Source organism: Streptomyces sp. NPDC107546 (assembly GCF_055639175.1).
Window position 1 is genome coordinate 483,569 of the sequence record NZ_JBVKBA010000002.1, and the last position, 16,903, is coordinate 500,471.

A 16,903-nucleotide genomic window follows, 5' to 3' on the forward strand; every position below is an offset into this window, starting at 1 on the left:
CACAGAACCGGGCAACCGAAGTCAATCAACTGAGGGAACGCATTCCGCCCACGGGCGCGATGTCGGCCACCGGTGACTCAGTTCCCGCGCGGGCCCGGCTGCCACCGCGCCGGGTCCTGCCCCCACCGCCCCGCCGGACGCGCCCAGTCGACCGGCCCGCCCGCGAAGCGGACCGGCGACAGGGCGTACCGCAGCCGGCCCAACGGGCTGTCGGCCTCGGCGAGCCAGGGCTCGGGGCCGTCGTACACCTGCCCGCCCCCGGCGTCCTCCGCGCCCCCGGCGTTCCGGACGGTCCCGTCCGTCAGCCAGGCCGCCGTCCGTGCCAGCGCCAGCCGTACGACCCGGGTCCCGCCCTCCTCGGTCTGCTCGGTCAGGGACCGCAGGACCGCCCCGGCCAGCAGATACCCCGTGCCGTGATCGAGGGCCTGCGCGGGCAGCGCGCCCGGCCGCTCCGGCGCCCCCTCGGTCGCCGCGATCCCGGTGGCGACCTGCACCAGGCTGTCGAAGCCCCGCCGTCCGCCCCACGGCCCGTGTGCGCCCCACGCCGACAACTGCGCCACGACCAGGCCGGGTCGGCGTTCGGCCAGTTGCTCGGCGGAGATGCCGAACCGGTCGAGTGCGCCGGGCCGGTAGCCCGTGACGACCACGTCCGCCGCCACCAGCAGATCCTCGAAGGTCCGACGGTCCGCGGACGCCGTCAGGTCCAGGGCGGCGGACCGCTTCCCGATGTCCATGTCGGCGTGCTGGTCGGGGAGTTCGGGCAGGTGCGGGCTGTCGATGCGCAGGACGTCCGCGCCGAGCAGCGCCAGCGTGCGGGTGGCCACGGGGCCCGAGATGACCCGGGTGAGGTCCAGGACGCGGACGCCCGCCAGGGGCAGCAGCGGGCCACCGCCCAGCCGCACCAGGGGGCGTACGGGCGCCTTGTCCAGCCGCTCACGGCCCACCAGCGGGTGCGCGGCGACGGCGCGACCCTGTTCATGCGCTGCCCACTCCCCGGGCGTGCGCAGCGCGACCGCGAGCCCGCCGGCCGCGTACACGCTCTCCTCCACCTCGACGGCCGGCCGCTCGGCGAGCGCGGCGGCCACGGTCTCCACGGAGGCGTCCGCCGCCAGTCCCAGAGCGGAGAGCAGACGCTCCCGGTGGTGCGGATAGTTCGCGTGCGTGCGCACCCAACCGTCCGCCGTGCGCCAGAACCGCGAAAGCGGCGCGAAGTTGATCGGTTCGCGGCCGTCGACCAGCAGATGCCGCTCGCTGTGGAAGGCGGTCGCCACGGCCCCGTCGTCGACCCGCACCTGTGGCACCTCCGCCGGCCCGGCCCGCCGCGCCGCCCACTCGGCGGCGGCCAGCGCGCACGCGCCCACACAGGCTCGCGCCACCTCCCGAACGGGCAGACGAGAGGGCAGCGCCCCCTCGCGTACGACCGTCGTGATCCTCGGCAACAGTGCGGGATCGCCGCCCAGTGCCGCCCACGCCACTTCCGTGTCCGTCATGGTGGGCACTATGCCCTGTGGACAGGATCGGCACGCAAAGGGGCCGTGCATAGGCCCGGCCCCTTCTGCGCGGCTTCAGCGGTCTGGCTGCCGGCGACTACTTGACCGCGCGCAGGGCGTTGACGATGCCGAAGCCGTAGAACCCGTTCACGCGCTTGCCGCCCACGCAGGTCGCGTCCACGACCCCGTCGCCGTCGCCGTCGTAGGGGGCCGTCGGGCAGCCCGGGTTGTCCGCCTGCGCCTTGAGGAGCGCCTGGAGTTGGGCCGGGGTCGCCCACGGGTGCGCGGACTTCAGCAGCGCGGCCACGCCCGCGACGTGCGGCGACGCCATCGACGTGCCCTGCAGGAAGCCGTACTGGCCGTTCGGCATCGTGGAGAGGATGCGCCCGTTCTTCGACGGTGTGTCCGGGATCTGATACTTGTCTCCGCCCGGGCCGGCGACGTCGATCACGCCGTCGCCGTAACTGGAGTAGTACGACTTGGCGTTGGTGACCCCCGTCGCGCTGACCGTGACGACGCCCGGCAGCTGGGTCGGCACGTCGAAGCACTCGTGCGGGTCGACCGTGCGGGTCACCGCGGTCGAGTCGTCGGGGCTGGAGTCGTCGACCAGGGCGTGGGAGTCGAGGTCGTCGTTGGAATTGCCCGCCGAGGCGACGTTGAGTGTGCCCTTGCGCTGGGCGTACAGCTGGGCCCGGTTGACCGCGTCGACGATGGCCCGCTGGTCCGGGTCGTCCATGCAGTTGTACAGCCACGGGTCCACGTAGTAGCTGTTGTTCGTGATCTCGACGCCGTGGTCGGCGGCGAACACGAACGCGCAGACGACGCTCTCGGGGTAGAAGAGCTCGTTGACCGGGTCGGCCACCTTGATGGCGGAGACCTCGACGTTCGGGGCGACACCGGCGACGCCGATGCCGTTGCGGGCCGCCGCGATCTCGCCGGCGACATGGGTGCCGTGGTAGTGCTCGGGCTTCGCCGGCCGCCAGGCGCCGTAGGAGGTATCCGCCTTGCCGCCGACGCAGTTCGCGGACTGCGACGCGGAGAAGTTCGGCGCGAGGTCCGGGTGCGTGTCGTCGACGCCGGTGTCGATGACGGCGACCGTGACGTTGCGGCTGCCCGGGTTGATCTTCGCGGCCTTGTCGGCGCCTATCGCGCGCAGGTCCCACTGGTCGGCCTCGAGGGGCTCGCTGCCGTCCGCGCTCGCCGAGGCCTTCGTGACCTGCGCCGCCTCCGCCGTCGTCAGGTACTGCGCGGCGCCCTCGTCCGTCGTGCCGGCGGCCGTCAGCGGGGCGGTCCGGGTCGCGCCCGCGGACTGCACTCCGCGGACGGCCCGGAGGGTACGGGCGAAGTCCGGATTGGCGGAGTGCGCGACGATCACGCCGATCCTGTCGTACGTCACCACGATCGTGCCACCGGCCGCGGCTATCGCCTGCCGCACCGTCGACAGCGTGTGACGGTCCGTCCGGGTGTTGACGACGTAGGCGAGTTCCTGCCCCTCGGCGGTCTGGGCGGTGCCGGCGGTGCGCGGGGCGGCCGACGCGGCCCCAGGCAGGAAGCCCAGCGAGGCGGTGAGTGACAGCACGACGGGTACGGCCAGGGCCAGGCGGCGTCTCGAACGGCGATGAGCCATGGGGTCTCCACATCATCCGGAAAACGTGAACCTGCCGGACACGGGTTATGCGACCGGCAGGTACATGACGAGTGGTGCAGGGTGAAGCTATCCGCCGCCCCGGCCGGCCAGCAACAAGTTCAAGCGAAAGAAAAAAAGCGAGTTGAACCGGCCTCCGCGCGGCGCCGTGACCCAGGGCAGAGGGCCCGAACACGGCCGAGGGCCCCTGTCGGATCACTATCCGGAGCGCTACGGTCGCAACCGGTTACGTGATCGCCGTCACCCCACCCGCAACGCGAGGAGACACCGTGGCCACCGACGCACCTCCCCCCTCCAGGGCCGAACACGTCCTGCCGTCCGCCGAGGAGTTCGGCGCGGTGCAGCAGAGCGCCGAGTTCGCCGAACTGCGCCGCTCCCACCGCTCGTTCGCCTTCCCGCTGACCGTGGCGTTCATCGCCTGGTACCTGGCCTACGTCCTGCTGTCGAACTACGCGGGCGATTTCATGGGCACCAAGCTCTTCGGCAACGTCAACGTCGCCCTGGTGCTCGGCCTCGCCCAGTTCCTCACCACGTTCCTGATCGCCTGGTGGTACGCGCGGCACGCCGCCGCCCAGCTCGACCCCAAGGCCGAGGCCATCAAGTCCCGGATGGAGGGCCGCGCATGAGCCCCGCACTCGTCCTGGCCGCCGGTGAGGCGAGCGAGCACCGGCCGCTGATCATCACCCTGTTCGCGGTGTTCGTCGCCGCGACCCTCGTCATCACCGTCTGGGCGGGCCGTCAGACCAAGGACGCCGCCGACTTCTACGCGGGCGGACGGCAGTTCACCGCCTTCCAGAACGGCCTAGCCGTCTCCGGCGACTACATGTCCGCGGCGTCCTTCCTCGGCATCGCGGGCGCCATCGCCCTCTTCGGCTACGACGGCTTCCTGTACTCCATCGGCTTCCTGGTCGCCTGGCTGGTCGCCCTCCTCCTGGTCGCCGAGCCACTGCGCAACTCCGGCCGCTACACCATGGGCGACGTCCTCGCCTACCGCATGCGCCAGCGCCCGGTCCGCACCGCCGCCGGCACCTCCACGATCGTCGTGTCGATCTTCTACCTGCTGGCACAGATGGCGGGCGCGGGTGTCCTCGTCTCACTGCTGCTCGGCATCACCAGCGACGGCGGCAAGATCGGCATCGTCGCCCTGGTCGGCGTGCTGATGATCGTGTACGTCACCATCGGCGGCATGAAGGGCACCACCTGGGTGCAGATGGTCAAGGCGGTGCTGCTGATCGCGGGCGCCCTGCTGCTCACCTTCCTGGTGCTGCTGAAGTTCCACTTCAACATCTCCGACCTGCTCGGCAAGGCCGCCGTCAACAGCGGCAAGGGATCCGCCTTCCTGGAGCCCGGCCTGAAGTACGGCGCCACCGGCACCACCAAGCTGGACTTCATCTCACTCGGCATCGCCCTGGTCCTCGGCACCGCCGGCCTGCCGCACATCCTGATCCGCTTCTACACCGTGCCCACCGCCAAGGCCGCCCGGAAGTCCGTGAACTGGGCGATCGGCCTCATCGGCGCCTTCTACCTGATGACGCTCGCCCTCGGCTTCGGTGCCGCCGCGCTCATCAAACCGGACGAGATCATCGCCTCCAACAAGGCGGGCAACACCGCCGCGCCCCTGCTCGCCCTGCACCTGGGCGGGGTGGACTCCAGCTGGGGCGCGATCCTGCTGGCCACCATCTCCGCGGTCGCCTTCGCCACCATCCTCGCGGTGGTGGCCGGCCTGACCCTGGCCTCCTCCTCGTCGTTCGCGCACGACATCTACGCGAACGTCATCAAGAAGGGCACCGCCACCGAGAAGCAGGAGGTGAGCGCGGCCCGCTGGGCGACGGTCGGCATCGGCGCCGTCTCCATCGTCCTCGGCGCCCTGGCCCGTGACCTGAACGTCGCCGGCCTGGTCGCCCTGGCCTTCGCGGTCGCCGCCTCCGCCAACCTGCCGACGATCCTCTACAGCCTGTTCTGGAAGCGGTTCACCACCTCCGGCGCCCTGTGGTCGATCTACGGCGGCCTGGTCACGGCCGTCGGCCTGGTGCTGTTCTCGCCGGTGGTCTCGGGCAAGCCGACGTCGATGTTCCCGGACGCCGACTTCCACTGGTTCCCGCTGGAGAACCCGGGGATCATCTCCATCCCGGTCGGCTTCCTGCTGGGCTGGCTCGGCACCCTTCTGTCGAAGGAGGAGCCCGACGCCGGCAAGTACGCCGAACTGGAGGTGCGGTCGCTGACCGGCGCCGGGGCGCACTGAGATCCGCTTCTCGCCGACGGCCGCGTCGTCAGGATCGTGAGGTCCTGCGACGCGGCCGCGTCGTCCCTCGTGGGCACGGGCCGCTGTCGTTGTCGGTGGCGTCACGTAGGCTCGCAGATGATGGTGCGGGTGACGCAGAATGTGTGATCCGCGACGAGGGAGGGGGTCCACGTGCTCATCGACACCTACGGCCGGGTGGCCACCGACCTCAGGGTCTCGCTGACCGACCGGTGCAATCTGCGCTGTACGTACTGCATGCCCGAGGAGGGCCTGCAGTGGCTGGCCAAGCCCGACCTGCTCACGGACGACGAGATCGTCCGCCTGATCGACATCGCGGTCACCTCACTGGGCATCGAGGAGGTCCGCTTCACCGGCGGCGAGCCGCTGCTGCGCCCCGGCCTGGTCGGCATCGTGGAGCGGGTCGCGGCCCTTCGGTCCCGCCCCCAGATGTCCCTCACCACCAACGGCATCGGCCTTGGACGCACGGCGGCGGCCCTGAAGGCGGCGGGCCTGGACCGGGTGAACGTCTCGCTGGACACCCTGCGCCCGGACGTTTTCAAGACCCTCACCCGCAGGGACCGGCACAAGGACGTCCTCCACGGCCTGACGGCCGCCCGGGAGGCCGGCCTGACCCCGGTCAAGGTCAACGCGGTCCTGATGCCGGGCCTGAACGCCGACGAGGCCCCGGACCTGCTGGCCTGGGCGATCGAGCACGACTACGAGCTGCGCTTCATCGAGCAGATGCCCCTGGACGCCCAGCACGGCTGGAAGCGCGAGGGCATGGTCACCGCCGGGGACATCCTCGCCTCGCTGCGCACCCGCTTCGAGCTGACCCCGGAGCACGCCGAGGAGCGCGGCTCGGCCCCGGCCGAACGCTGGCTGGTCGACGGCGGTCCGCACCGGGTCGGCGTCATCGCCTCAGTGACCCGCCCGTTCTGCGCGGCCTGCGACCGCACCCGCCTGACGGCCGACGGCCAGATACGCACCTGCCTGTTCGCCACCGAGGAGACCGACCTGCGCGGCGCACTCCGCTCCGGGGCTCCGGACGAGGAGATCGCCCGCATCTGGCGGCTCGCGATGTGGGGCAAGAAGGCGGGCGCAGGCCTGGACGACCCGTCGTTCGTCCAGCCGGACCGGCCGATGTCGGCGATCGGAGGTTAGGACCGCCGGGGTGTCAGGCGCCCTCGGGCGCTTCCCAGTCCTCCAGCTCGACGACGTCCTTCAGGAACCCCCGCACACCGAGGAACTGCGACAGGTGCTCCCGGTGCTCCTCGCACGCCAGCCACGTCTTGCGGCGCTCCGGCGTGTGGATCTTCGGGTTGTTCCACGCCAGCACCCACACCGCTTCGGCACGGCAGCCCTTGGCGGAGCAGATCGGGGTTTCGTCAGTCACAGCTTCGTCTCACAGCCACGGCAAACAAGGCGACGCCGAGCAGCCACGGGGGGAGCTGCCCGGCGTCGGTCTGTCGCTCCGACGGGGGATGCGGAGCGCGTACGAAGTATGTCACGGGTAACCCAGTACCCGGCACCGGAACAACATGATTGATCTGAGCTTTTCCTGAGCTTGGTGCGGGGAGCGATTCCGCTTGCCCGGCATCCGACGTGGTCAGGTCCGCTCGCGTGGTTCGCCCGGGACTCCGGCCGTGGGCTCCGCCGGGGCGTCGTCCTGGCCGGATTCCTTCGACGCGTCCGCCGCCGGCGGCGCGATCATCGGACGCACCGGCACGTTGATGAACGTCGACGGCAGCGACGGCGCGTTCTCGCGCCCGGCGTTCGCGATGACCACGGCGATATAGGGCAGCACAGCGCCGAGCACCAGCGCGACGATCGCGACGGGCCGCTCCACGTTCCACAGGGTGGCCGCGAGGATCACCGACACCGTACGGACGCTCATCGACACGACATAACGGCGCTGCCGGCCGCGCACGTCCGCCTCGAGCCCCTGCCGGGCGCCCGTGATCCGGAACACCTGGGCGCTGCCGCCGCCGCTCCGCTTCCGCATCACACCACACCACCCGCCTGTCTCGGACTCTCCCCGGCCCGTACCTGCCGCGTAGCCGGTCAGGACCCGAGCCCGAACACTCACCACGTTACGCCGCGCCCCGGGCGCCATCGAGACCGGGGCATCTCCTGCCTGCGCGAACGCGCCGCGGACCCCGCGTACGGGTGATCCCGGCGTGCGCCGTACGGCGGGCGGTCCGAGACTGGGCGTACTGCTCACGTCTCAGGTCGAGCCGTACAACCGTGCGAGGATTCGAGGAGGCAGCCATGGGCTGGTTGTGGGCGATCATCGTCGGATTCGTGCTGGGCCTGCTGGCCAAGCTCATCCTGCCGGGCAAGCAGCACAGCCCGTTGTGGCTGACCACCCTCCTGGGCACGATCGGCGGCCTCGTCGGGAACGCCGTCGCCCGCGCGATCGGCATCGCCGCCACCCCGGGCATCGACTGGGGCCGCCACGGCCTCCAGCTCGCCGCGGCGGTCCTCCTCGTCTTCGTCGGCGAGATGGCGTACATGACACGCAGGGGCAGCAGACAGCGGGCATGACGGCACGGCGAAGGGGCGGCCCCATGACGGGAGCGCCCCTCCTTCCAGCCCTGCGTGCCCCAGGGCTCACACTCCCTGGCTGACCGAGCTCATGTTGAAGTCCGGCACCCGCAGCGGCGGCATCGCGGCCCGGGTGAACCAGTCGCTCCACTCGCGCGGCAGGGTCTTCTCCGTGCGCCCGGCCTCGGTGGCGCGGCCCAGCAGGCCGACCGGGGACTCGTTGAACCGGAAGTTGTTGACCTCGCCGACGACCTCGCCGTTCTCGACCAGGTAGACGCCGTCCCGGGTCAGGCCGGTGAGCAGCAGGGTCGCCGGGTCGACCTCACGGATGTACCACAGGCAGGTCAGCAGCAGCCCGCGCTCGGTGTCGGCGACCATCTCCTCCAGGGAGCGGTCGGCACCCCCGTCCAGGATCAGGTTCCCGATCGCGGGCGCGAGCGGCAGCCCGGTCAGGGCCGCGGTGTGCCGGGTGGTCGTCAGGTGCTTCAGCTCGCCGCCGCCGATCCACTCGGTGGCCCGCACCGGCAGCCCGTTGTCGAACACCGACATGTCGTCGCCGGAGGCGTGCGCGACCACGAAGGGCGGTGTCTCCAGACCGGGCTCGTTCGGATCGCTGCGCAGGGTCAGCGGCAACTCGGAGAGCCTCTCGCCGACGCGGGTGCCGCCGCCGGGCTTGCTGAAGACCGTACGGCCCTCGGCCGCGTCCCGGGCCGACGCCGACCACAGCTGGTAGATCAGCAGGTCCGCGACCGCCGTCGGGGGCAGCAGCGTCTCGTAGCGGCCCGCGGGCAGCTCGATCCTGCGCTCCGCCCACGCCAGCCGCTGGGCCAGCTCCGTGTCCAGCGCCGCCGGGTCGACGTCCTTGAAGTCACGGGTCGAACGCCCCGCCCATGCCGAACGCGTACGGTCCGGGGACTTCGCGTTCAGCTCCAGCGTGCCGTTGGGCTGGTCGTGGCGCAGGCGCAGCCCGGTCGACGTGCCCAGGTACGTCGACACGAGCTCGTGGTTGGCGAAGCCGTACAGCTCGCGCCCGCCCGCACGGGCTCGGGCGAACGACTCGCCGAGCGCCGGCGCGAAGTCCGTGAAGACGGCGGAGGAGGTCTCGGCGGGCGCGTCCGTGAAGTCCGGCGACTCGGCCACTCCCGTGACCAGCGGCTGCGCGTCCTCGGCCGGCCCGGCGCCGCGCGCGGCGGCCTCCGCGGCCCGGACCAGGGGCTCCAGCTCGTCCGCGGTGACCGCCGAGCGGGAGACGACCCCCGAGGCCGTGCCCTCCTTGCCGTCGACGGTCGCGACGACGGTGAGGGTCCGCCCGCGCGTGACACCGTTCGTGGTCAGCGCGTTGCCCGCCCACCGCAGGTTGGCGGTGGAGTGCTCGTCGGCGATGACGACGCACCCGTCCGCGCGGGACAACTCGAGAGCACGCTCGACGATCTCGTGCGGCTTGTTCGTACGGGCACTCATCGACCGGCCTCCTGCGTGGTGTTCAGACTGTGCTTTCCCGGGGGGCGACCCCCGGACCCCCGGCCGATTCCGCAGCCGACCCTCATCGACCGGCCTCCTGCGTGGTGTTCAGAATGTGCTTTCCCGGGGGGCGACCCCCGGACCCCCGGCCGATTCCGCAGCCGACCCTCATCGACCGGCCTCCTGCGTGGTGTTCAGAATGTTGACGCCCCTGAAGAGAGCGGACGGGCAGCCGTGCGAGACGGACGCGACCTGGCCCGGCTGGGCCTTGCCGCAGTTGAAGGCGCCGCCGAGAACGTACGTCTGGGGGCCGCCGACGGCCGCCATGGAGCCCCAGAAGTCCGTAGTCGTGGCCTGATAGGCGACATCCCGCAGCTGACCGGTGATCCGCCCGTTCTCGATCCTGAAGAACCGCTGCCCGGTGAACTGGAAGTTGTAGCGCTGCATGTCGATGGACCAGGAGCGGTCCCCGACGACGTAGACGCCCCGGTCCACGCCCCCGATGAGATCCTCCGTCGACAGCCCGGCCGGGTCCGGCTGCAGCGACACATTGGCCATGCGCTGCACCGGCACGTGCGCGGGGGAGTCGGCGTACGCGCACCCGTTGGACCGCTCGAAGCCGGTGAGCCTCGCGATGCGCCGGTCCAGCTGGTAGCCGACCAGCGTCCCGTCCTTGACCAGGTCCCAGGACTGGGCCTGCACGCCCTCGTCGTCGTACCCGATCGTCGCGAGCCCGTGCTCGGCGGTGCGGTCGCCGGTGACGTTCATCAGCTCGGAGCCGTACCTGAGCTTGCCGAGCTGGTCGAAGGTGGCGAAGGAGGTGCCGGCGTACGCGGCCTCGTAGCCGAGGGCCCGGTCCAGTTCGGTGGCGTGCCCGATGGACTCGTGGATGGTCAGCCACAGGTTGGACGGGTCGACGACCAGGTCGTACACCCCGGCCTGGACGCTCGGCGCGCGCATCTTCTCCGCGAGCAGCCCCGGAATCTGTTCCAGCTCCGCGTCCCAGTCCCAGCCGGTGCCCGTCAGGTACTCCCACCCGCGCCCGACCGGCGGCGCCAGGGTGCGCATGGAGTCGAACTCACCCGTGGACTCGTCCACCGACACGGCGGTCAGCTGCGGATGCAGCCGCACGCGCTGCTGGGTGGTCACGGTCCCGGCGGTGTCGGCGTAGAACTTGTTCTCGTGCACGGTGAGCAGGGAGGCGTCCACGTGGTTGACGCCGTCGGCCGCGAGCAGCCGCCCGCTCCACTCGGTCAGCAGACCCGTCTTCTCCTCGTCGGGCACGGTGAAGGGATCGATCTCGTACGACGACACCCACGTCCGCTCGGCGTGCACGGGCTCGTCCGCCAGCTCGACGCGCTCCTGGGACCCCGCCGCCTTGATCACCTGCGCCGACAGCTTGGCCATCGCCACGGCCTGCGACGCGACCTTGGCTGCGGCGTCCTGGGTCAGATCGACACCCGAGGCGAACCCCCAGGTCCCGCCGTGCACCACCCGCACCGCGTACCCCAGGTCGGTCGTGTCCGAGGACCCGGCGGGCCTGCCGTCCCTGAGCCGCCAGGCGGCACTGCGCACCCGCTCGAGCCGGAAGTCGGCGTGCTCGGCCCCGAGCGACCGCGCGCGTGCCAGCGCGGCGTCCGCCAGGGCCCGCAGCGGCAGTGCCGTGAAGGCTTCGTCGATGGAATGAGGCACGGAGGTCTCCCTGCTGTCGTGGCCTGTCGGGTCCGATCATGTCGCGCGGGCGGGCGCAGGGACCACACCTTTGCGTCCGGTGGCCGGACCCAGCCGTCCGGGACCGTCTCCGCGGCGGACGCTTCTGTAGGGACCCGACAGTGAGTCCCTTACGCCACTGTCGGTGCCCGATTGTCCGCGCGGCCGGGTGGACCGATAGGTTTTCGACGTAGGCGCCTGTCCTGCAGGGGTTCCAGACCGCTAACGAAAGGGTGATCCGTTGAGCCGCTCGGTTCTCGTCACTGGAGGCAACCGGGGCATCGGCCTCGCCATCGCCCGCGCGTTCGCCGACGCCGGCGACAAGGTCGCGATCACGTACCGCTCGGGTGAGCCGCCGGCCGCCCTGAAGGAATTGGGCTGCCTCGCGGTCAAGTGCGACATCACCGACACCGAGCAGGTGGAGCAGGCCTACAAGGAGATCGAGGCCCAGCACGGCCCGGTCGAGGTCCTCGTCGCCAACGCCGGCGTCACCCGGGACCAGCTTCTGATGCGGATGTCCGAGGAGGACTTCACCTCCGTCATCGAGACCAACCTGACCGGCACCTTCCGTGTCGTCAAGCGCGCCAACCGCGGCATGCTGCGTGCCAAGAAGGGCCGCGTGGTGCTGATCTCCTCGGTCGTCGGACTGCTCGGCTCGGCGGGGCAGGCCAACTACGCCGCCTCCAAGGCCGGCCTGGTCGGCTTCGCGCGTTCCCTCGCCCGTGAGCTGGGCTCGCGCAACATCACCTTCAACGTCGTCGCCCCTGGTTTCGTCGACACCGACATGACCCGGGCGCTCACCGACGAGCAGCGCGAGAGCATCGTGTCGCAGGTGCCGCTCGGCCGGTACGCGCAGCCGGAGGAGATCGCCGCGACGGTGCGGTTCCTCGCCTCCGACGACGCCTCGTACATCACTGGAGCCGTCATCCCCGTTGACGGCGGACTGGGAATGGGTCACTGATCACCATGAGCGGAATTCTCGAGGGCAAGCGCGTCCTGATCACCGGTGTGCTGACGGAGGCCTCGATCGCCTTCCACGCGGCGAAGCTCGCCCAGGAGCAGGGCGCCGAGGTCATCCTGACCGCGTTCCCGCGGCCCACCCTGACCGAGCGCATCGCCAAGAAGCTGCCGAAGCCCACCAAGGTCGTCGAGCTGGACGTCACCAACGACGAGCACCTCGGTCGCCTCGCCGACATCGTCGGCGAGGAGCTGGGCGGCCTCGACGGCGTCGTCCACTCCATCGGCTTCGCCCCGCAGGACGCGCTCGGCGGCAACTTCCTCAACACCCCGTTCGAGTCGGTCGCCACCGCGATGCACGTCTCGGCGTACTCCCTGAAGTCGCTGACCATGGCCTGCCTGCCGCTGATGCAGAACGGCGGCTCGGTCGTCGGCCTCACCTTCGACGCCCAGTTCGCCTGGCCGCAGTACGACTGGATGGGCCCGGCCAAGGCCGCCCTGGAGGCCACCAGCCGCTACCTCGCCCGCGACCTGGGCAAGCAGAACATCCGCTGCAATCTCATCTCCGCAGGCCCGCTCGGCTCCATGGCCGCCAAGTCCATCCCGGGCTTCGACCAGCTGGCCTCCGTCTGGGACAGCCGCTCCCCGCTGGAGTGGGACCTGAAGGACCCGGAGCCGGCCGGCCGGGGCATCGTCGCCCTGCTGAGCGACTGGTTCCCGAAGACCACCGGCGAGATCGTCCACGTGGACGGCGGACTGCACGCCATCGGCGCCTGAGTCCGCGCCGCGGGTACGCCGTGGAGTGCGTGAACATGCGCTCTCGGCCCGCGTAAGCGATTGCGCAATCGCTTACGCGCCCGCATCGCCCGGTCGTACGAGGCCGACGCCCCGTTTCCCGCTGCGCGCGGGGAGCGGGGCGTCGCCCGTTCGGAGTACCTGACCGGGCGTGCCGGGCCGCCCGGGACCCACGCTGGGAGCAACGCACCGCCCCGCACGCCGCACGGCCGAGGAGGTTCCCTTGTGCGCTTGTCCCACCGCTTCGCCCCGGCCTTCCTCTCGCTCGCCCTGGTGACGGTCCTGCCGTACGACGCCCTGCCGTCGCACGGGAAGCACACCGCCTCGCACGCGCACGAGGACGCCGGAAAGTCCGCCGACCCGGCGCCCTTCGGCTCGGAGTGCCGGGTCCGTGTCACCGGCGCCCATGTCGTCGCGTACTGCCACAACCCCTATCCGGACACCGATCACGTGAGCCTGCACATCGAGTGCGCCCAGTGGTGGGACATCGACACCGACACCGCCCCGGCCGACGCGGGGCCCGCGATGACCGTACGGCTGACCGGGCGGTGCTGGGAGGCGGTGCGCTCGGCGTGGGTCACCCACCAGAGATGAGTGGGCCTCAGCGGCCGACGGACTCCGGGTGCCCCGGACCGCACATGCGCGGGTAGCTCGCCGCCGCCGCGCCCGCCGCGTCGGCGTCGCCCGCGCGGATCGCGTCCACGAGCGCCGTGTGGTCCATGTACGCCTCCGGCGTGAGCTCCTCGCCGACGTCGCCGCGCAGCCAGTCCCGCAGCACCTCGCCCAGGTCCGCGTACATCGCGGTCATCACGTCGTTGTGCGACGCGGCCACCACGGCCAGGTGGAAGGTCGCGTCCGCGGTCACGAACGCCTCCGCGTCCCCGGACTCCCACGCCTCCGTACGGCGCAGGAGCAGGGCGTCCAGCTGCTTGAGGTCCCGCTCGGTGCGCCGCTCGGCCGCCAGCCGGGCGGCGCTCGACTCCAGGGTGCGCCGCAGCTCGGCGATGTGGTTCGGGTCGGCGCCGGCGAAGCGGCGGTGCATCACGCCCGCCAGTTCGCTCGTCGCCGCCACGTAGGTGCCGGAGCCCTGGCGGATGTCCAGCAGGCCGTTGTGCGCGAGCGCCCGGACGGCCTCGCGGACCGTGTTGCGGGCGACTCCCAGTTGCTCGACCAGTTCCGGCTCGGTGGGGATGCGGGAGCCCACCGGCCACTCACCCGAGGTGATCTGGTTCCGCAGCTCGGCGATGACCTGCTCGGACAGCGCGGATCTGCGGGGGTGGCTCAGCGGCATGACCGTCCTTCGTGCGGGCCCGGGAGCGAGGCCGGATGAGCGGAGCGTAACGCAGCCCCCCGCACCTATAATCATCCTATGATTCTATGATGGTGCGCATGGCACCCGAAGAGACCGGCACAACGACGTCCGCACCGATACGCGTTTCCGAGGGGAAGCGGGTCGATGCCGGGGCCTCCGCCACGCGCGCGTGGCGGACGCGTCTGCTGGTCCTCGGCATCGTCCTCAGCGCCCTCAACCTGCGGCCCGCCATCACCAGCCTCGGCGCCCTCCTCGAAGAGGTGCGCGACGGGCTCGGCATGAGCGGCAGTGTCGCGGGCCTGCTCACCTCCGTGCCGCCCCTCTGCTTCGCCGTCTTCGGCGTCATGGCGCCCCGACTCGCCCGCCGCTTCGGGCCGGGCGCCGTGGTGTGCGCCGGAATGGCCGCGATCACCGCCGGCCTGGTGATCCGCCCGTACGCCGGGAACACCGCCGGCTTCCTGGCGGCGAGCGCGCTCGCCCTGATGGGCATAGCGGTCAGCAACGTCCTGATGCCCGTGATCGTCAAGCGCTGGTTCCCCGACCGGGTGGGCTCCATGACGGGCCTGTACTCCATGGCGCTCGCCCTGGGCACTTCCCTGGCGGCAGCCCTCACGGTGCCCATGACCGACGCCCTGGGCGGACGGTGGCAGTCCGGGCTCGCCGTGTGGGCGGCGCCGGCGGCGGCTGCCGTCCTGCCGTGGATCCCGTTCGCACGAGCGCGCGACGCCCGTCCGGCGGACAGCGACACCGCCTCCCCGGACGGTGATACCGCCTCGGCGCGCGTGGAACCCGACGGGCTGAGGATCACCCGGAGCCGTACCGCGTGGGCGCTGGCCGTCTTCTTCGGGCTCCAGGCCACGGCGGCCTACATCACGATGGGCTGGATGGCGCAGATCTTCCGCGACGCCGGGGTGCCCGCCGGCACGGCCGGTGTGCTGTTGGCCGTCACCATGGTGATGGGCGTGCCCCTCGCCTTCGTCATCCCGCGGCTGGCCGCCCGGCTGCCGCACCAGGGCCCGATCGTGATCGCGCTCGGTGTCTGCGGTCTGGCCGGATACGCGGGCCTGTACTGGGCCCCGGCGGGCGGGGCCTGGGCATGGGCGGTCCTGCTCGGCATCTCCAACTGCGCCTTCCCGCTGGCGCTCACCATGGTGGGGATGCGGGCCCGCACCGGCGCGGGCGTGGCCAAGCTGTCGGCGTTCGCGCAGAGCACGGGGTATCTGCTGTCCATCCCGGGGCCGCTGCTGGTCGGCGTCCTCTACCAGCACAGCGGCGGCTGGGGCCGGCCGCTCGCGCTCATGGCCGGACTCATGCTCCCGCAGATCGCGGTGGGCGTCCTGGCAGGCCGCGACCGGATCGTGGAGGACGAGGCGACGCGCTGAGCGACGAGCCTCCCCCGCCGCGGCCCGGGCGGGGGAGGGGTGCGAAACTGGGCGTATGCCCGTGCTCGAACCGAATCCCCGGAACGGCCAGAAGAAGATGCTGCTCGTCTTCGGCGCGTTCTTCGCCATCTTCGCGATCATCGCCGTCGTCGCGACGATCGCCTCGCCGTGACGATCCCCGTCGTCGCGACGATCGCCTCGCCGTTCACGCACCGGTGACGTCCCATGGTGGTGCCGGCCCCACCATCCCCTAGGGGGAGAGTGTCAGGGTCAAGTGGGTGGATCACCGGATGGGTTGAGGGCCGCCCCGTCCGTACCTTCGAGATGTGGTCGCGAGAGCGGCCCATGGACCACTCGAGGACCCACGGAGGCAGCCATGTCGGCCCGCACGCACACCCGGCCCCGCCCGGCACCCACGGGCGGCGTCGACATCCGGCTGCCCTGGTGGGCCCTCGCCCTGCCCGCGCTCGCCTTCATCGCCCTGCTGGCCCTGATACTCAACCCGGCGGACGCGAGCGCCGGCGGCGACCCGGCCCTCAGCCACCTCCTCGAGCGTGTCCAGCACGCGGTGACGCACCACGCGCAGTGACCCGGCCGGACCGGGTCGTGACACCGCCCGGGTGTACGCGGTGCGCTTCCCGCGGATCCGGCCGGTGAGCAGGCAGATCGCGGCGCTGCCAACTCCCTGCGCTCGTTGGCCTGTTTCATGCGAAGCTGGGACTCATGAGCTCCGCAGAACCCCGCAGGATTGTCCTCTTCCGGCATGCGAAGGCCGACTGGCCGCAGGTTCCCGACCATGAGCGTCCGCTCGCCGACCGGGGCCGCCAGGACGCGGCCGCCGCCGGACTCAAGCTGGCCGAGACCGGCATCCCCTTCGACCTGGCCCTGTGCTCCACCGCCGTCCGCACCCGCGAGACCTGGAAGCTCGCCGTCCAGGAGCTGCCGCATCGGCCGAAGACCGTCTATGAGGAGCGGCTCTACGAGGCCTCGCCCGGCGAGCTGATCGCCGTGCTCAACGAAACCGCCGAGGACGTGCGGAACGTGGTCCTGATCGGTCACAACCCCGGCATCCAGGGCCTCGCCGACGTCCTGTCCGGTGCGACCGAGGGCGATGCCCGCGAGCGGATGAGCCGACGCGGCTTCCCGGCCGCCGCCTTCGCCGTGCTCTCCTTCGACGGCTCCTGGAAGGCGCTGGAACCGGGCACGGCCACCCTGCTCGACTACTGGGCGCCCAGCGAGTAGGAGCTCCGAAGAGTTCCGACCCCTGGCATCGGGGGAGGGGGCGGGAAACCAGCAGGGACGGGGCGACTTGAACGACCACAGCACTGAGAGACATCACTTGGGGAGGCCCTTCCATCCACCCCC

General features: G+C 71.5%; 18 protein-coding genes. 11 read left to right on the forward strand and 7 right to left on the reverse strand.

Annotation, left to right across the window (positions count from 1 at the left end; genetic code table 11):
* Window positions 1–77: 77 nt before the first annotated feature.
* Entirely contained in the window at window positions 78–1,490 is a 1,413-nt protein-coding gene (locus tag ACZ7L1_RS04760; protein ID WP_471434183.1) for a CoA transferase, read from the reverse strand.
* A 97-nt stretch (window positions 1,491–1,587) separates the two neighbouring features.
* A complete protein-coding gene (locus tag ACZ7L1_RS04765) occupies window positions 1,588–3,117 on the reverse strand; it encodes a S8 family serine peptidase (RefSeq protein WP_471434184.1) in 1,530 nt (509 codons plus the stop codon).
* 287 nt (window positions 3,118–3,404) lie between these two features.
* On the opposite strand from ACZ7L1_RS04765, the gene ACZ7L1_RS04770 reads away from it, so the two are divergent.
* The 3 genes from ACZ7L1_RS04770 to moaA all read left to right on the forward strand — a co-directional run bounded on the left by ACZ7L1_RS04770 (window position 3,405) and on the right by moaA (window position 6,538).
* Complete coding sequence (locus ACZ7L1_RS04770; RefSeq protein ID WP_471434185.1) at window positions 3,405–3,761, forward strand: DUF485 domain-containing protein; 357 nt, start codon at window positions 3,405–3,407, stop codon at window positions 3,759–3,761.
* On the forward strand, window positions 3,758–5,377 hold the full coding sequence (locus tag ACZ7L1_RS04775; RefSeq protein WP_471434187.1) for a solute symporter family protein: 1,620 nt from the start codon (window positions 3,758–3,760) through the stop codon (window positions 5,375–5,377). Before ACZ7L1_RS04770 ends, ACZ7L1_RS04775 begins: the two co-directional genes overlap by 4 nt.
* Window positions 5,378–5,548: 171 nt before the next feature.
* Window positions 5,549–6,538, forward strand: a complete 990-nt coding sequence (gene moaA / locus ACZ7L1_RS04780; RefSeq protein WP_471434189.1) for a GTP 3',8-cyclase MoaA — start codon at window positions 5,549–5,551, stop codon at window positions 6,536–6,538.
* 13 nt (window positions 6,539–6,551) lie between these two features.
* Here the strand turns inward: moaA and ACZ7L1_RS04785 are convergent, their stop codons facing one another.
* Window positions 6,552–6,770 (reverse strand): hypothetical protein, encoded by a 219-nt coding sequence (locus tag ACZ7L1_RS04785; protein WP_471434190.1) that lies wholly within the window; start codon window positions 6,768–6,770, stop codon window positions 6,552–6,554.
* Window positions 6,771–6,983: 213 nt separating this feature from the next.
* Window positions 6,984–7,379: a DUF3099 domain-containing protein gene (locus ACZ7L1_RS04790; protein ID WP_471434191.1), complete on the reverse strand. Its 396-nt coding sequence runs from the start codon at window positions 7,377–7,379 to the stop codon at window positions 6,984–6,986.
* 266 nt (window positions 7,380–7,645) lie between these two features.
* Between ACZ7L1_RS04790 and ACZ7L1_RS04795 the strand changes: the two genes are divergently transcribed.
* Complete coding sequence (locus tag ACZ7L1_RS04795; protein ID WP_471434193.1) at window positions 7,646–7,921, forward strand: GlsB/YeaQ/YmgE family stress response membrane protein; 276 nt, start codon at window positions 7,646–7,648, stop codon at window positions 7,919–7,921.
* A gap of 66 nt (window positions 7,922–7,987) precedes the next feature.
* Here the strand turns inward: ACZ7L1_RS04795 and ACZ7L1_RS04800 are convergent, their stop codons facing one another.
* On the reverse strand, window positions 7,988–9,382 hold the full coding sequence (locus ACZ7L1_RS04800; RefSeq protein WP_471434194.1) for a metallopeptidase TldD-related protein: 1,395 nt from the start codon (window positions 9,380–9,382) through the stop codon (window positions 7,988–7,990).
* 168 nt (window positions 9,383–9,550) lie between these two features.
* Window positions 9,551–11,074 carry a TldD/PmbA family protein gene (locus ACZ7L1_RS04805; RefSeq protein WP_471434196.1) on the reverse strand — a complete coding sequence of 508 codons (1,524 nt, stop codon included), beginning with the start codon at window positions 11,072–11,074 and terminating at the stop codon, window positions 9,551–9,553.
* 259 nt (window positions 11,075–11,333) lie between these two features.
* On the opposite strand from ACZ7L1_RS04805, the gene fabG reads away from it, so the two are divergent.
* The 3 genes from fabG (at window position 11,334) to ACZ7L1_RS04820 (ending at window position 13,438) form a co-directional block, all read left to right on the forward strand.
* Window positions 11,334–12,053, forward strand: a complete 720-nt coding sequence (gene fabG, locus ACZ7L1_RS04810; protein WP_471434198.1) for a 3-oxoacyl-[acyl-carrier-protein] reductase — start codon at window positions 11,334–11,336, stop codon at window positions 12,051–12,053.
* Between the two features lie 5 nt (window positions 12,054–12,058).
* Entirely contained in the window at window positions 12,059–12,826 is a 768-nt protein-coding gene (gene fabI / locus ACZ7L1_RS04815) for an enoyl-ACP reductase FabI (RefSeq protein WP_471434200.1), read from the forward strand.
* Window positions 12,827–13,069: 243 nt separating this feature from the next.
* A complete protein-coding gene (locus ACZ7L1_RS04820) occupies window positions 13,070–13,438 on the forward strand; it encodes a hypothetical protein (protein ID WP_471434201.1) in 369 nt (122 codons plus the stop codon).
* Window positions 13,439–13,445: 7 nt separating this feature from the next.
* On the opposite strand, the gene ACZ7L1_RS04825 is transcribed toward ACZ7L1_RS04820, so the two are convergent.
* On the reverse strand, window positions 13,446–14,135 hold the full coding sequence (locus ACZ7L1_RS04825; RefSeq protein WP_471434202.1) for a FadR/GntR family transcriptional regulator: 690 nt from the start codon (window positions 14,133–14,135) through the stop codon (window positions 13,446–13,448).
* Between the two features lie 86 nt (window positions 14,136–14,221).
* Between ACZ7L1_RS04825 and ACZ7L1_RS04830 the strand changes: the two genes are divergently transcribed.
* From ACZ7L1_RS04830 to ACZ7L1_RS04845, 4 genes are all read left to right on the forward strand, one after another.
* Window positions 14,222–15,538, forward strand: coding sequence for a CynX/NimT family MFS transporter (locus tag ACZ7L1_RS04830; protein ID WP_471434204.1), 1,317 nt, complete (start codon window positions 14,222–14,224; stop codon window positions 15,536–15,538).
* A gap of 55 nt (window positions 15,539–15,593) precedes the next feature.
* The gene (locus ACZ7L1_RS04835) at window positions 15,594–15,710 is read left to right on the forward strand and encodes an SGM_5486 family transporter-associated protein (RefSeq protein ID WP_471434206.1); all 117 of its coding nucleotides are present in this window, start codon (window positions 15,594–15,596) and stop codon (window positions 15,708–15,710) included.
* A gap of 204 nt (window positions 15,711–15,914) precedes the next feature.
* A complete protein-coding gene (locus ACZ7L1_RS04840; RefSeq protein ID WP_471434208.1) occupies window positions 15,915–16,127 on the forward strand; it encodes a hypothetical protein in 213 nt (70 codons plus the stop codon).
* 134 nt (window positions 16,128–16,261) lie between these two features.
* A complete protein-coding gene (locus tag ACZ7L1_RS04845; protein WP_471434209.1) occupies window positions 16,262–16,780 on the forward strand; it encodes a SixA phosphatase family protein in 519 nt (172 codons plus the stop codon).
* The last annotated feature ends 123 nt before the right edge of the window (window positions 16,781–16,903 follow it).

Coding starts and splice junctions, on each gene's coding strand:
- ACZ7L1_RS04760 (WP_471434183.1), bottom strand. CDS start 1,490: ATGACGGACACGGAAGTGGCGTGGGCGGCACTGGGCGGCGATCCCGCA.
- ACZ7L1_RS04765 (WP_471434184.1), bottom strand. CDS start 3,117: ATGGCTCATCGCCGTTCGAGACGCCGCCTGGCCCTGGCCGTACCCGTC.
- ACZ7L1_RS04775 (WP_471434187.1), top strand. CDS start 3,758: ATGAGCCCCGCACTCGTCCTGGCCGCCGGTGAGGCGAGCGAGCACCGG.
- ACZ7L1_RS04790 (WP_471434191.1), bottom strand. CDS start 7,379: ATGCGGAAGCGGAGCGGCGGCGGCAGCGCCCAGGTGTTCCGGATCACG.
- ACZ7L1_RS04795 (WP_471434193.1), top strand. CDS start 7,646: ATGGGCTGGTTGTGGGCGATCATCGTCGGATTCGTGCTGGGCCTGCTG.
- ACZ7L1_RS04800 (WP_471434194.1), bottom strand. CDS start 9,382: ATGAGTGCCCGTACGAACAAGCCGCACGAGATCGTCGAGCGTGCTCTC.
- fabI (WP_471434200.1), top strand. CDS start 12,059: ATGAGCGGAATTCTCGAGGGCAAGCGCGTCCTGATCACCGGTGTGCTG.
- ACZ7L1_RS04825 (WP_471434202.1), bottom strand. CDS start 14,135: ATGCCGCTGAGCCACCCCCGCAGATCCGCGCTGTCCGAGCAGGTCATC.
- ACZ7L1_RS04830 (WP_471434204.1), top strand. CDS start 14,222: ATGATGGTGCGCATGGCACCCGAAGAGACCGGCACAACGACGTCCGCA.
- ACZ7L1_RS04835 (WP_471434206.1), top strand. CDS start 15,594: ATGCCCGTGCTCGAACCGAATCCCCGGAACGGCCAGAAGAAGATGCTG.
- ACZ7L1_RS04840 (WP_471434208.1), top strand. CDS start 15,915: ATGTCGGCCCGCACGCACACCCGGCCCCGCCCGGCACCCACGGGCGGC.
- ACZ7L1_RS04845 (WP_471434209.1), top strand. CDS start 16,262: ATGAGCTCCGCAGAACCCCGCAGGATTGTCCTCTTCCGGCATGCGAAG.